The following is a 12678-nucleotide window of genomic DNA, read 5'->3' on the forward strand; positions in this document are numbered from 1 at the left end:
ATGACCCTGATTGCCGAGGATCTGCTCCTTCTCCTTCTGGACGACGGATCGGGGAAGCCGGTCGTCGACAGCACCAAACTGCCGCGTGTCCTCGCCGGCGCCGTGGTGCTCGAGCTGGCGATGGACGGCACGGTCTTCGTCGCCGGCGACAACGAGTCCACGAAGAAGGGCCGCCTCGCCGTCACGCCCGGTCGCATTCCATCGGATCAGCTCCTCGCCCGTGCGGTCGACACCATCGAGACGGCGAAGCGGCCGATGACGCCCAAGTCCGCCGTGGAGAAGCTGCACAAGGGCATTCGCGAGCAGGTCGTGGCCAGGGTGATCGATCGGGGGTTCGTCGGCGAGGAGCGCGGTCGGGTTCTCGGGCTCTTCCCGACGACGTCGTGGCCGGCGCGCGATTCTTCGCACGAGGATCGGGTACGCGCCACGTTGTCGTCGGTGCTGGTCGACGGACTCGACCCCGACGCGCGCACCTGCGCACTGGTCGCCCTGCTGTCGGCGATCGATGCCACGCACAAGGTGTTGCCCGATGCCGACAAACGCTCGATCAGGAACCGCGCCAAGGACATCGCGCAGGGGGACTGGGCCGGTGAGGCTGTCCGGAAGGCGGTGCAGGACGTCTACACGGCGGTCACCGTGGCCGTGATGGTGCCGGTGATGGCCAGTACGTCCGGCAGCTGAGCGTCGCGCGTGACCCGGTGCTCTCCGCAGTGGCACCGGAGATAGATCACCGTGCCTTCGCTCGTCGGGTGTCGGGACGCGACGGTCCATCGGTGCAGGCACAGGAGTTCGCTCATGTCGTCGAGTCTGCTGTAATGGTCTTATGCATCTCAACCCTTACGGAGAATATGCCGTCCGGCTGGCCGTCGACATCGTCAACGATCCGCCGACGGACGCCGTGGAGTTCGAGCAGCGTTGCCTCGACGCGGGCATGTCGGACGACACCGTCGCGATGCACACGGACCTCGCGCGCGCCGCGGCGTTCTTCGACGAGTGGCTGACGGTGGTCGACGCGCCGACACACGATCAGCGTGCACTCGCGCTCAACGCGCTGCTGGCGCAGACGTCCGCGTATCCGAGGTTGACCAACCACGCCGACGACGGCTGGCACCTGCACTACCGTGATCCCGAACTGCCCCTCGCCGACGTCGTGCGAGCACTGGTCAGCGTCGGAACCGCACTCCACCTCGTCGGGCGTGGAATGCACCGACTGGGCCGCTGCGATGCCGCGGACTGCGATCGGGTGTACGCCGACTTCTCGCGAACGGGGAGGCAGAGGTATTGCGGCACAGCATGTTCGAATCGCGACGCGGTGCGTCGACATCGAGCGAAAGCTACCGCCCCAAGTTCCTGAATCGGCGCAGGCGCTGCGCCTGCCGTTCGACCGGGTCCATCGCCGTCACGTTGTCCAACTCCCGCGTGATCGCCCGGCCGAGGCGATCCATGAACGTCGACGGCTCGTCGGCAGCGTCCGGGTCCTCCGCCACGATCGTGTCGACGATGCCGGACTCGCGCAGGTCGACGGGCCTGATGCCCTGAGCCTCGGCCATCGCCGGGGCGTGCGCGGTATCGCGGTGGACGATGGCACTGGCGCCCTCGGGAGGAAGCGGCGCCAGCCAGGCATGCTGCGCGGCGACGACGCGATCCGCGGGCAGCAACGCCAGTGCGCCGCCCCCGGTGCCCTGACCCAGCAGAACCGACACCGTCGGCGTGCGAAGGGTGATCAGCGTCGAGATGCACCGCGCGATTCCCGGGGCGAGGCCGTGCTCCTCGGCCTCCCGGGACAGTGACGCCCCGAGGGTGTCGATGACGAGGATCGCCGGCAGGCCCAGTTCCTCCGCCAGTCTCATGCCGCGCAACGCTTCTCGCAGTGCGCCGGGGCCCATGGTGTTCTCGGGCGTCTGCCCGGTGCGGTCCTGCCCGAACACCACGCACGGTCGTCCTCGGAACCGGGCGAGGGACAGCGTGACCGTCGAGTCGAAGTCGCCGCGGCCGGTACCGCTCAAAGGAATGTGATGAGAGGTGTTCGCCGCGAGCAGCTCTCGCACGCCGGGTCTCTCGGGTCGGCGACTCAGCAACACCGAGTGCCATGCCGAGACCGCGCTCCCGGCGGCGTCCTGCGGCTCGGGTCCGCTGTCCTGCGGCTCGGCCGGATCCCGGAGGACGACCAGTGCCCGCTCCATCACGTCCCGCACGTCGTCGGGCGCGACAACGGCGTCGATGACTCCGCAGCGGAAGAGGTTCTCCGCGGTCTGCACGCCCTCGGGGAAGTCCTCGCCGTACAACGCCTGATAGACGCGGGGTCCGAGAAAGCCGATCAGGGCGCCGGGCTCGGCGAGCGTGATGTGGCCGAGCGACCCCCAGGACGCGAACACCCCACCCGTCGTCGGGTGACGGAGGTACACGAGGTACGGCAGCGACGCGTTCTTGTGCAGCGTCACCGCGGCGGCGATCGTGACCATCTGCACGAAGGCGGTGGTGCCTTCCTGCATCCGGGTGCCGCCCGAGGTGGGCGAGGCGATCAGCGGCAGATCCTCCGCCGTGGCGCGCTCCACCGCGAGCGTGATCCGTTCCGCGGCAGCGACTCCGATGGAGCCGGCGAGGAACGCGAACTCGCAGACGACGACCGCGACGCGCCGACCGGCGACCGTGCCCTCGCCCGTCAGTACTGCCTCGTTCACTCCGCTGCGGGTCCGTGCCCGCTCGAGGTCGGCCAGGTAGCGCTCGTCGGCGGGGACGACGAGCGGTGCCCGATCCCACGAGAGGAAACTCCCGGGATCGAGCACCGCGTCGAGGAACTGCTGCGCCGAGGTCGTCATGCGCTCAGTATGGCGTGCGATCAGGCGCGGCCCAGTGCCTCCTTCCAGGACACGGTGCGGCCGATGCGCAGGATGGAGCGTTGGTAGATCTTGGCGGCCAGGACGGCGAGGATCAGCGTGGCCGCGATCATCAGGACGATCGTCCCCACGACCTGGACGGGGCTCGCCACTCCGGCGGCGATGCGCAGCGGCATCAGGATCGCGGAGAACGGCGGGATCCAGGACAGCACCGTGGGAAGCGTCGCGCCGGGGTCGTCGATGGAGGAGAACGCCGCGAAGAACATCGCCAGGATCACGATCAGCAGCGGCATCGTCGTGGAGTTCACGTCCTCCTGACGCGAGACCATGGACCCTCCTGCCGCGTACAGCACGGCGAAGAACGCGAAGCCCAGGACGAACCATCCGATGGTGGACACGAAGACACCCACCGCGGTACCGGTGACCGTCAGTGTGCCGGTTGCGGTTCCGGCGATCAGACCGGCTGCGCCGTAGGCGGTCAACTGCAGCAGACCGACGACGCCGATACCGAGCACCTTGCCCCACAGCAACTGCAGCGGCCGGACGGTCGAGAGCAGGAGCTCGACGACACGGGACGACTTCTCCTCCACGACGCCCATCGCGACGTACATGCCGAACGTGATGATCTGCGCGTACAGCAGGATCACCGCGATGAAGCTCAGTGCCAGCCGCTGACCCTGTGCGGGATCGGGCGGATCGATCGCCTCGACCGTCACAGCAGCGTTCGCGGTGGCGGTGGCGACTGCCTGCGGGTCGACGCCCAGGCCGGTGAGGGTGTCGTTCTGCGCCTTCGCGGAGACAGCGGTGTCGATGACGGCCTTCAGCGTGCCGTCCACGGAATCCTCGGTGATCGCCGTGTAGGCGCCGCCGTCGCCCGGGACCAGCGCGACATCGACGTCACCGTCGGTCACCTGGGTACGGGCGTCGTCGGCCGTGTCGATCTGCCGAACCTCCACGGGCTCGCCGAGTTGGTCGCCGACGGCGGTCAGTGTCTGCGACAACGCTTGGTCGCCCACCAGACCCAGCGGCGTGCGGTCCTCCGAATCGTCTCCGCCGGAGAACAGCGAGAACGCGACGATGCCGCCGATGATGACGAGCAACACGATGGCGTTGGAGATCAGGAAACTCTTCTTGCGTACCTGGACGTCGAATTCACGCCGGGCCACCAACGTGATGGCGCGTCGTGCCGACAGGGGCGGTCGGGTGTTCGAGTGCTCGGTCATGCGACGACCTCCCGGTACAGATCGGTCAGAGACGGTGTGGTGCGGGCGAACTCGTGAACAGGCCCGGTGGCCAGCGCGGCAGCGAGTACGGCCTGGTCGTCGACACTCGGGTCGAGAGTGAGCCTCGTGCGACCGTCGGTGTGGGACAGCGTGGTGACTCCCGCAACGGTGTCGGCCCACCCTGCGGGCGCGGCCGGTGCGTGCACCTCGAGGGTGGAGCCCGAGCTCCCTCGCAGTTCGTCGACGTTGCCGACGGCCTTCATCCGGCCGGCACCGATGATCCCGACGCGATCGCACAGTCGTTGCACCAGGTCGAGTTGGTGGCTCGAGAACAGCACGGGAACGCCGGTGCGCGCCTTCTCGAGCAGCACCTCGCTCATCGTGTCGACCGCCACGGGATCGAGCCCGGAGAACGGCTCGTCCAACACCAGCACCGCCGGATCGTGAATCAAGGCCGCTGCCAACTGCACTCGCTGCTGGTTGCCCAACGACAGGGAGTCGACCGTGTCCCCGACACGGGCGTCGATGCCCAACCGCTCGGTCCACCGGGCGACAGCGGCAGAGGCGTCGGAGCTCGAGAGTCCGTGCAGTTCCGCGAGATACTTCAGCTGAGCGCCGACCTTCATCTTCGGATAGAGACCGCGCTCCTCCGGCATGTAGCCGATGGTGCGGCGGACGTTCAGATCGATGGGCTGCCCGTTGAGGCGAGCCTCCCCGGAATCGGCCGCGAGGACCCCGAGCGTGATGCGCATCGTCGTGGTCTTGCCGGCTCCGTTGCTGCCGACGAAGCCGAACACCTCACCGGGATTCACGGTGAAGCCGACGCCGTCCAGGGCGACGGTGTCCCCGTATCTCTTGTGCAGGTCGTCGATCTCGAGAGTCGAGCCGCTCATGCTGATCCTTCCTGATGGAGTGCGGGAGAGGGGAATTCGTCCGGTTCGTCGACCGGCGCCGTCCAGGCGAGAATGATGCCGGGGGAGCAGATCCCGATAAGTAGACCACTCAGTATGATGAAGCCGCCACCGAGTGCGAGGCGGGGATCGTCGGTGAACGACGTGGCCCACACGAGGGCAACCGTCGGAACCGTCACGGCGCCCTGCGTGATCGCGAACCCGATGGAGCGAGCACTGTTGCGCCGTTGCAGATCCCACTCGTCGAGCGCGTCGGCGGGAGCGTCGCTGCGGCGGCCGGTGACGATCTGCATCGTCGTCCACGACACGCTCATGAGGATCGCGCCGGGAAGCCAGGTGAGCGGCGCCCACTCAGGCCCGACGAGGATGAACACCGACGACGCCGTAAGAGCGATCAGCGAAGCGACGAGAACCCACACCAGGAGTCGGCGGCGTGAGCGCGTGCGCCATGTGGGGAGGTAGTGGGCGTAGCGCGCCTCGTTCTTCAGGTATCGGCGGGTGCGGAACGCCTGATAGCGCTCCAGGATCGTGTCGCTCATGATCGCCCCTCCCGGGAGAACAGTTCTGCGGACAGTGGGCCGAGTTCGGTACGCGAGAACACTGCCTCGACCGGGAGCCCGAACACCTCGCAGATGCGCATGGCGAGATCCAGGCTGGGGTAGTGGTCGCCGCGTTCGAGGGCGCCGACCGTCTGGGGGTTGACGTTCACCTGCTCGGCGAGCTGCACACGCGTCATCCGGCGCTCGGCGCGCAGCACGCCGATGCGGTTGTGAATGGGGAGCTGCTCCCCACGTTTGACCGGACTCATGCATCAGAGTGTTGTAAAAACCCAACGATCTGTCAACACCGCAGGCACACCCTTCCCGCGAGTACGCCTGAATCGTCGTGAATCCCGGGGATACAGCGACGCTATGGACGTACTCGCGGTGGGTCTGGGCCGAGGCCGGCTGTCAGTCCTGGTGCAGCAGGCCTGACTCGACGGTCCACTGCCGTGTGCCGCGGACCGAGTCGAGCATCCGTCGGTCGTGCGTGACCAGCAGCAACGTGCCCTCGTAGGACTCCAGGGCCGATTCCAGCTGTTCGATGGCCGGGACGTCGAGGTGGTTGGTGGGCTCGTCGAGAACCAGCAGGTTCACTCCTCGCGCCTGCAGCAACGCCAGACCGGCGCGGGTGCGCTCGCCGGGGGACAGCGACGCCGACGGCCGTAGGGCGGACTGGCCCCGTAGGCCGAACTTCGCGAGGAGTGTGCGGACCTCGGCGTCGGGCCAGTCCGGAACCGACGCGGCCAGGGCGTCCGCCACCGAATCCGTCCCGTCGAACGCCGATCGTGCCTGGTCCATCTCGCCGATCTCGACGCCCGAACCCAGGTTCACCGATCCGCTCGTCGGGGTGATGCGGCCCAGCAGCAGGTGGAGCAACGTGGTCTTGCCGGAGCCGTTGGCGCCGGTGACGATGATGCGGTCACCCGCGTCGATCTGCGCCGTCACCGGTCCGAGTCGGAACGATTCACGCTCGACCACAGCGTTATTCAGCGAGACGACGACGCTGCCGCTCCGCGGCGCCGCCGCGATCTCCATGCGCAGTTCCCATTCCTTGCGCGGCTCTTCGACGACGTCGAGTCGCTCGATGCGTCGCTGGGTCTGTCGTGCCTTCGCGGCCTGCTTCTCCGTCGATTCGGCGCGGACCTTCCGGCTCGCCTTGTCGTTGTCCTTGCTCTTGCGTCGAGCGTTCCGCACCCCGTGCTCGAGCCAGTTCCGCTGCATGCGAGCGCGATCCTCGAGCCCGGACTTGGTGTCGGCATACTGCTCGAACTCTTCCCGTGCGTGACGACGCGCCACGTCGCGCTCGACCAGATAGGCCTCGTAGCCGCCGTCGTAGACCGCGATCTGCTGCTGCGCGAGATCCAGCTCGACGATCCCGGTGACGGTGCGGGCCAGGAACTCTCGGTCGTGGCTGACGATCATCACGGCGCACTGCGTCGTGGACACGAAGTTCTCGAGTTGCTCCAGACCGGCCAGGTCCAGGTCGTTGGTGGGCTCGTCGAGCAGCAGGACGTCGTAGCGCGCCAGCAGGATTCCGGCGAGGGACGCTCGTGCCGCCTGCCCACCGGACAGCGCCGCCATCTCGGTGTCGAGTGCCGTCTCGAGGCCCAGCCCTGCGAGCACCGACTCGGCGCGCTCCGGGAGGTCCGCGCCGCCCAGTGCCAACCACTTCTCGAGCGCGGGAGTGTAGAGGTCCTCGGCGTCGGCGTCTCCGAGCGATTCCGCAGCGGCGTTCATGGCATCTTCGGCCGCGCGAACGCCGGTGCGCCGCTGCAGGAACTGCTCGACCGTCTCACCGGGTATGCGCGAAACTTCCTGGGCCAGATAGCCCACCGTCGCATCGGACGGTGTCAGAGTCACCGTTCCGTCGTGTTCGGCCGTACCTTCTCCGGCCACGATCGCGAGCAGTGTCGACTTGCCCGCGCCGTTGGCACCGACGAGCCCCACGACGTCGCCGGGCCCGACGGTGAGGTCGAGTCCGTCGAACAGTGTGCGCTCCCCGCGATAGGCGGACAGTTCGTCGATACGGACTACTGCACTCACGACCGACCCAGCTCCCGAAGTAGTTCTCGTACGGCCGTTCGCCCGGCACGGTTGGCGCCGATGGTGCTGGCGGACGGACCGTAACCGATGAGGTGCACGGTGGGTCGGGCGGCCACCTGCGTCGCCGACGCACCGGTCATCGTGATCCCGCCGCCGGCTCCTCGAAGCCGCAGCGGGGCGAGATGATCGAGTGCGCTCCGAAAACCGGTGGCCCACAGGATGACGTCGGCGTCGACGGTGCTGCCGTCGTCCCACCGAACGCCGTCGGGCACTACCTCGGAGAACATGGGGAATCGGTCCAGGGCGCCGCGCTTGCGTGCTTCCCGCAGGCTCGGCGTCAGGATCAGCCCGGTCACCGACACCACGGAACCGGGCGGCAGCCCCTGCCGCACCCGGTCCTCGACCTGCGCGACGGCGGCGCGACCGACCTCCGGTGTGAACTCGCGCTCGAGCCATACGGGTTCCCGACGCGTCACCCAGGTCGTCGTCGTCACTCGGGAGATCTCGTCGAGCAGCTGCACGGCGGAGATGCCGCCCCCGACGACCACGACGTGCTTGCCGCGGAACTCGTCGGCGTCGACGTAGTCCTTGGTGTGCAGCTGGCGTCCCCGGAATGTCGACATCCCGCGGTAGTTCGGAACGAAGGGGTGCTCCCAGGTGCCGGTGCAGTTGATCAACCCGCGGGCGTGGACGTCTCCCTGCTCGGCTTCGACCCGGTACCTCCCGTCGCGGTCGCAGACGACGGACACTCGGCCGGGCCGTCGCACCGGTAGCTCGAAGTGCTTCTCGTAGCGGGCGTAGTACTCGGGAACGGCCGTCGAGGCCGGGACGTGCGCCGGGTCGACATCGGGGTCGAGGGTGTCCGCGAAGGCCATGCCCGGGAGGTCGTGCACGCCGTTGACCGTTTCCAGAGTCAACGACGGCCAGCGGAACTGCCACGCCCCACCGGGGGCCGGTGCGCCGTCGAGCACGACGTAGTCGTCCCACGCCCGCAGGCCCGCTCGATGCAGGAAATAGGCCGCGGACAGGCCGGCCTGGCCGGCACCGATCACTGCGACCTCGACGTGTTGCACCCGTCCAGTACACCAGGCAGGGGTCCGCACCCGGTAAATTCGCATCGGGGGGTCTCACAGAACACTTCGTTCGACGCAGAGAGAAGACACAACGTGACCATCGGTCTCACCAGGAACGGCGCGGTTCTCACCGTGGAACTGCAGCGTCCGGAGCGTCGCAACGCTCTGAACACGGCTCTGTGCACAGAGGTGCGTGAGGCGGTGGAGGGCGCCGAGGCGGACGGGGTCCGCGTCGTCGTGATCACCGGCGAGGGGACGAGTTTCTGTGCCGGCGCCGATTTGTCGGGTGAGAGCATTGCCGCGGAGTTCCCGGACGCGTTGCTGTCGATGAACCGCGCGCTGCAGACGGTGTCGATCCCCGTGATCGCTGCGGTGAACGGTCCGGCCGTCGGCGCGGGAACGCAGCTGGCCATCGCCGCCGATCTCCGGGTCGTCGACTCCGGTGCGTTCTTCGCCATTCCGTCGACCCGACTCGCGATCGCCGTGGACAGCTGGACGGTGAGACGGTTGGTCTCCCTCGCCGGAGGTGGCCCGGCTCGCACCGTGCTGATGGGCGCCGAGCAGATCGGCGCCGAGCAGGCCTTCTCGTGCGGCTTGGCCAACAAGCTGGGTGACCTGGACACCGCGCTGGCATGGGCGGAGGAGATCGCCCAGCTGGCCCCGTTGGCTCTGCGGCACCTCAAGCTCGTCTTCAACGACGACGGGACGAGGTCGGAGCCCGATGCAGCCCAGAGCGAGGCGTTCGCGGCCGCGTGGGCGAGCAACGACGCGGTCGAGGCTCGTCGTGCGCGCAGCGAGAAGCGGCCCCCGGTCTTCCTCGGGGAGTAGCGCAACCGGACAATTCGGGCGACGGGTATCGCCTCGGGGTCTACGTAACGCACTGGACATCAAGCTCGTACGAATCGGCAACACATCGTTCCTACGGTCATCTCGCATCGCGCCGCACGGCGTGTGACGACGACCGGAGGCACGAACTTATGACCGCTCTCGGAGATGTACCCCCCGATTCGACGCTCGCGCCGGGTGCGGCCAAGGAGAACGCTGCGCTGAAGGAGACGCTCGAGGACTACACGCTCCGGTTCGCACCGCGGAGCTACCGCAAGTGGGGAACGGGTGTGGTCGCGACGTCGGCCCTCGGCGGTATCGCCTACCTCGCGGACTTCGCCATCGGCGCCAACATCGGCATCTCGTACGGCACCGGCAACGCGCTGTGGGGCATCCTCGTCTTCGCCGTGGTCATCTTCCTGACCGGTCTCCCGCTGGCGTACTACGCGGCGCGCTACAACATCGACCTCGACCTCATCACGCGCGGAAGCGGTTTCGGCTACTACGGCTCGGTGGTCACCAACGTCATCTTCGCGACGTTCACGTTCATCTTCTTCGCACTCGAAGGGTCGATCATGGCCCAGGGACTCGAACTGGGCCTCAACATTCCGCTCCCCATCGGTTACGCGGTCTCGACGTTGATGGTGATCCCGCTGGTCATCTACGGCATGAAGGCGCTCGCCAAACTGCAGGTCTGGACGACGCCGCTGTGGCTGATCCTGATGGTGCTGCCGTTCGTGTACCTCGTGGTCAGCAACCCGGATTCCGTCGGCCAGTTCATGGCCTTCGGCGGCGCCGACGGTGACGCGGGCAAGGGCGTGAACCTCGGATCCGTCATGTTGGCGGCCGGTGTCTGCCTCTCGCTCATCGCGCAGATCGCCGAGCAGATCGACTACCTGCGTTTCATGCCGCCGAAGACGCCCGAGAACTCGCGTCGTTGGTGGACCGCCGTGCTCCTCGCCGGACCGGGCTGGGTCATCTTCGGTGCCCTCAAGCAGATCGTCGGCCTGTTCCTCGCCGTCTACCTCATCGCGAACGTCGTCGACGGGTCCAGCATCGCGAACGAGCCGGTGCACCAGTTCCTCGAGATCTACGAGAACTTCATGCCCGGATGGCTCGCCATGACGCTCGCCGTCATCCTGGTCGTCATCAGCCAGATCAAGATCAACGTGACCAACGCGTACTCGGGCTCGCTCGCCTGGACCAACTCCTACACCCGCGTCACCAAGAGCTACCCGGGCCGCATGATCTTCGTACTGTTCAACCTCGCGATCGCGTTGATCCTGATGGAAGCCAACATGTTCGACTTCCTGAACAGCATCCTGGGCTTCTACGCCAACTGCGGTATCGCCTGGATCGCCGTCGTGGCGTCCGACATCGTCTTCAACAAGTACATCCTGAAGCTTTCACCCAAGGTCCCCGAGTTCCGACGCGGAATGCTCTACGCGGTCAACCCGGTCGGCTTCGGATCGATGGCAGTCTCCGCCATCCTGTCGATCCTCGTCTTCTTCGGCGCCTTCGGGCCGGCGATCAAGCCGTACTCGCCGATCGTGGCCCTGGTGCTGGCCATCGTCCTCCCGCCCGTCCTGGCCGTCGCCACCAAGGGCAAGTACTACCTGCGCCGCACCGACGACGGCATCGACCTGCCGATGTTCGACGAGTACGGCAACCCGTCCGACGCCACGCTGATGTGCTCGGTGTCGGGCATGGAGTTCGAGCGCCCCGACATGATCGCGTCGGCGAAGAAGGGCCCTGACGGGGAGACTCTCTACATCTCGTCCCTGTCGCTGAGCACGGACAAGACGGGGGAGCACATCCTGCCCGAACAGAAGTGAGCCGTTACTTGTGAAACAGGTACACAGCAACCGTGGACTAGTGTCGGAAGCGTGAAACCAGCCACCGCAGCAGTGTCCATCGGGCTCGCCGCCGCAGGGTTGTCCTGGCTCGCGCGCGCGGCGTGGGGAGTGCCGGCCGCACTCGGCGCGGGGCGCGGCGCGATCCGGCCCTACGCCGCGGGCTCCGCGCACTACTCCGACCGGAAGTTCCACAACACGGCATCGAGTTCCGCGGTGGCCGCGGGGGAGCAGGCGAGTATCGGTGTCGCCATGCTCACCCGCGGCCGCTCGGGACGTCCCGAGCGGCCGGTCCCGCTGGCCACGCCGCTCGCACCGGCAGAGGCAGGAGACCTCGCGGTCACCTGGTTCGGCCATTCGTCCGTGGTGGTGGAGATCGACGGGTACCGCGTGCTGACGGACCCGGTGTGGAGTCGGCGCGTCTCGCCGTCGCAGGTGGTCGGGCCCGCCAGGCTACACCCTGTTCCTGTTGCCGCGGAAGCACTTCCACAGGTCGACGCGATCGTGATCTCGCACGACCACTACGACCATCTCGACCGCGACACGGTCGCCACGTTGACGTCGACCCAGTCGGCGCCGTTCGTCGTACCCGTCGGCGTGGGTTCGCACCTGCGTCGATGGAAGGTCCCCGAGGACCGGATCGTCGAACTCGACTGGAACGACGACGTCACCATCGGGTCACTGACCCTCACCTGTCTGGAGGCCCGACACTTCTCGGGTCGGTCGCTGGTCCGGGACACGACGCAGTGGGCGTCGTGGTCGATCGTCGGCCCGTCGCACCGTGCGTTCTTCGGTGGCGACACCGGCTACACCGACGCGTTCGTCGGCATCGGTGAACGACTCGGTCCGTTCGACGTCACGATGCTCCCGGTCGGTGCGTACGACGACCGCTGGCGCGACATCCACATGAACCCCGAGGAGGCAGCGCGTGCGCATGCCGATCTCCAGGGCGGCGACCCGTCCGCCGGAGTCGTCGTCCCCGTGCACTGGGCGACGTTCAACCTCGCTTTCCACCCGTGGTCCGAGCCCGTCGAACGCCTCCTGACCGCGGCGGAGGACGCGCGGATCTCCGTGGCGGTGCCGATGCCCGGTCAGCGCGTGGATCTCTCGCGCACTCTGCCGAACCGTCGCTGGTGGTCCGGCGCGGTATCGTGACAGCCATGGCACTCGTGGACAACCTCAAGAAGCTGATCGGCCAGGGCAAGAAGGCCGCCGCTCAGAACAGCGACAAGATCGAGAAGGCCGTGGACAAGGCAGCGGACTTCGCGGACAAGAAGACGCAGGGCAAGTACGCCGACAAGATCGACAAGGTTCAGGACGCCGCCAAGAAGGCGATCCCCGAGAAGTAGGCCGGCCAGGGTCGGACCGTAG

13 protein-coding genes are annotated in these 12678 nt (G+C 67.5%); 6 read left to right on the forward strand and 7 right to left on the reverse strand.

The annotated features are described in order from the left end of the window. The gene (locus tag AC0IX4_RS14135; protein ID WP_042575901.1) at nucleotides 1-681 is read left to right on the forward strand and encodes a GOLPH3/VPS74 family protein; all 681 of its coding nucleotides are present in this window, start codon (nucleotides 1-3) and stop codon (nucleotides 679-681) included. 142 nt (nucleotides 682-823) lie between these two features. Beyond that, the gene (locus AC0IX4_RS14140; RefSeq protein ID WP_471829492.1) at nucleotides 824-1354 is read left to right on the forward strand and encodes a CGNR zinc finger domain-containing protein; all 531 of its coding nucleotides are present in this window, start codon (nucleotides 824-826) and stop codon (nucleotides 1352-1354) included. Here the strand turns inward: AC0IX4_RS14140 and AC0IX4_RS14145 are convergent. The 7 genes from AC0IX4_RS14145 to AC0IX4_RS14175 all read right to left on the reverse strand — a co-directional run bounded on the left by AC0IX4_RS14145 (nucleotide 1335) and on the right by AC0IX4_RS14175 (nucleotide 8629). After that, nucleotides 1335-2819, reverse strand: a complete 1485-nt coding sequence (locus AC0IX4_RS14145) for a carboxyl transferase domain-containing protein (protein WP_471829494.1) — start codon at nucleotides 2817-2819, stop codon at nucleotides 1335-1337. The genes AC0IX4_RS14140 and AC0IX4_RS14145 overlap by 20 nt on opposite strands. Before the next feature lie 20 nt (nucleotides 2820-2839). Further along, nucleotides 2840-4060, reverse strand: a complete 1221-nt coding sequence (locus AC0IX4_RS14150; protein WP_471829496.1) for an ABC transporter permease — start codon at nucleotides 4058-4060, stop codon at nucleotides 2840-2842. After that, nucleotides 4057-4953: an ABC transporter ATP-binding protein gene (locus AC0IX4_RS14155; protein ID WP_471829497.1), complete on the reverse strand. Its 897-nt coding sequence runs from the start codon at nucleotides 4951-4953 to the stop codon at nucleotides 4057-4059. The genes AC0IX4_RS14150 and AC0IX4_RS14155 overlap by 4 nt, the downstream gene beginning before the upstream one ends. Then, on the reverse strand, nucleotides 4950-5510 hold the full coding sequence (locus AC0IX4_RS14160; protein ID WP_042575914.1) for a hypothetical protein: 561 nt from the start codon (nucleotides 5508-5510) through the stop codon (nucleotides 4950-4952). Before AC0IX4_RS14160 ends, AC0IX4_RS14155 begins: the two co-directional genes overlap by 4 nt. Beyond that, nucleotides 5507-5779 (reverse strand): helix-turn-helix transcriptional regulator, encoded by a 273-nt coding sequence (locus AC0IX4_RS14165; protein ID WP_471829499.1) that lies wholly within the window; start codon nucleotides 5777-5779, stop codon nucleotides 5507-5509. The genes AC0IX4_RS14160 and AC0IX4_RS14165 overlap by 4 nt, the downstream gene beginning before the upstream one ends. 142 nt (nucleotides 5780-5921) lie before the next feature. After that, nucleotides 5922-7556, reverse strand: coding sequence for an ABC-F family ATP-binding cassette domain-containing protein (locus AC0IX4_RS14170; protein ID WP_471829501.1), 1635 nt, complete (start codon nucleotides 7554-7556; stop codon nucleotides 5922-5924). Continuing rightward, on the reverse strand, nucleotides 7553-8629 hold the full coding sequence (locus tag AC0IX4_RS14175) for an NAD(P)-binding domain-containing protein (RefSeq protein ID WP_471829502.1): 1077 nt from the start codon (nucleotides 8627-8629) through the stop codon (nucleotides 7553-7555). The genes AC0IX4_RS14170 and AC0IX4_RS14175 overlap by 4 nt, the downstream gene beginning before the upstream one ends. A 93-nt stretch (nucleotides 8630-8722) precedes the next feature. Between AC0IX4_RS14175 and AC0IX4_RS14180 the strand changes: the two genes are divergently transcribed. From AC0IX4_RS14180 to AC0IX4_RS14195, 4 genes are all read left to right on the forward strand, one after another. Continuing rightward, entirely contained in the window at nucleotides 8723-9457 is a 735-nt protein-coding gene (locus tag AC0IX4_RS14180; protein ID WP_042575918.1) for an enoyl-CoA hydratase, read from the forward strand. A gap of 149 nt (nucleotides 9458-9606) precedes the next feature. After that, complete coding sequence (locus AC0IX4_RS14185) at nucleotides 9607-11289, forward strand: purine-cytosine permease family protein (protein WP_471829504.1); 1683 nt, start codon at nucleotides 9607-9609, stop codon at nucleotides 11287-11289. A gap of 51 nt (nucleotides 11290-11340) precedes the next feature. Then, nucleotides 11341-12462, forward strand: a complete 1122-nt coding sequence (locus AC0IX4_RS14190; protein ID WP_471829506.1) for an MBL fold metallo-hydrolase — start codon at nucleotides 11341-11343, stop codon at nucleotides 12460-12462. A 5-nt stretch (nucleotides 12463-12467) separates the two neighbouring features. Continuing rightward, a complete protein-coding gene (locus AC0IX4_RS14195; RefSeq protein ID WP_042575922.1) occupies nucleotides 12468-12656 on the forward strand; it encodes an antitoxin in 189 nt (62 codons plus the stop codon). The last annotated feature ends 22 nt before the right edge of the window (nucleotides 12657-12678 follow it).

The organism is Rhodococcus sp. AC861 (assembly GCF_979256035.1).

Coding starts and splice junctions, on each gene's coding strand:
- AC0IX4_RS14135 (WP_042575901.1), top strand. CDS start 1: ATGACCCTGATTGCCGAGGATCTGCTCCTTCTCCTTCTGGACGACGGA.
- AC0IX4_RS14140 (WP_471829492.1), top strand. CDS start 824: ATGCATCTCAACCCTTACGGAGAATATGCCGTCCGGCTGGCCGTCGAC.
- AC0IX4_RS14145 (WP_471829494.1), bottom strand. CDS start 2,819: ATGACGACCTCGGCGCAGCAGTTCCTCGACGCGGTGCTCGATCCCGGG.
- AC0IX4_RS14150 (WP_471829496.1), bottom strand. CDS start 4,060: ATGACCGAGCACTCGAACACCCGACCGCCCCTGTCGGCACGACGCGCC.
- AC0IX4_RS14155 (WP_471829497.1), bottom strand. CDS start 4,953: ATGAGCGGCTCGACTCTCGAGATCGACGACCTGCACAAGAGATACGGG.
- AC0IX4_RS14160 (WP_042575914.1), bottom strand. CDS start 5,510: ATGAGCGACACGATCCTGGAGCGCTATCAGGCGTTCCGCACCCGCCGA.
- AC0IX4_RS14165 (WP_471829499.1), bottom strand. CDS start 5,779: ATGAGTCCGGTCAAACGTGGGGAGCAGCTCCCCATTCACAACCGCATC.
- AC0IX4_RS14185 (WP_471829504.1), top strand. CDS start 9,607: ATGACCGCTCTCGGAGATGTACCCCCCGATTCGACGCTCGCGCCGGGT.
- AC0IX4_RS14195 (WP_042575922.1), top strand. CDS start 12,468: ATGGCACTCGTGGACAACCTCAAGAAGCTGATCGGCCAGGGCAAGAAG.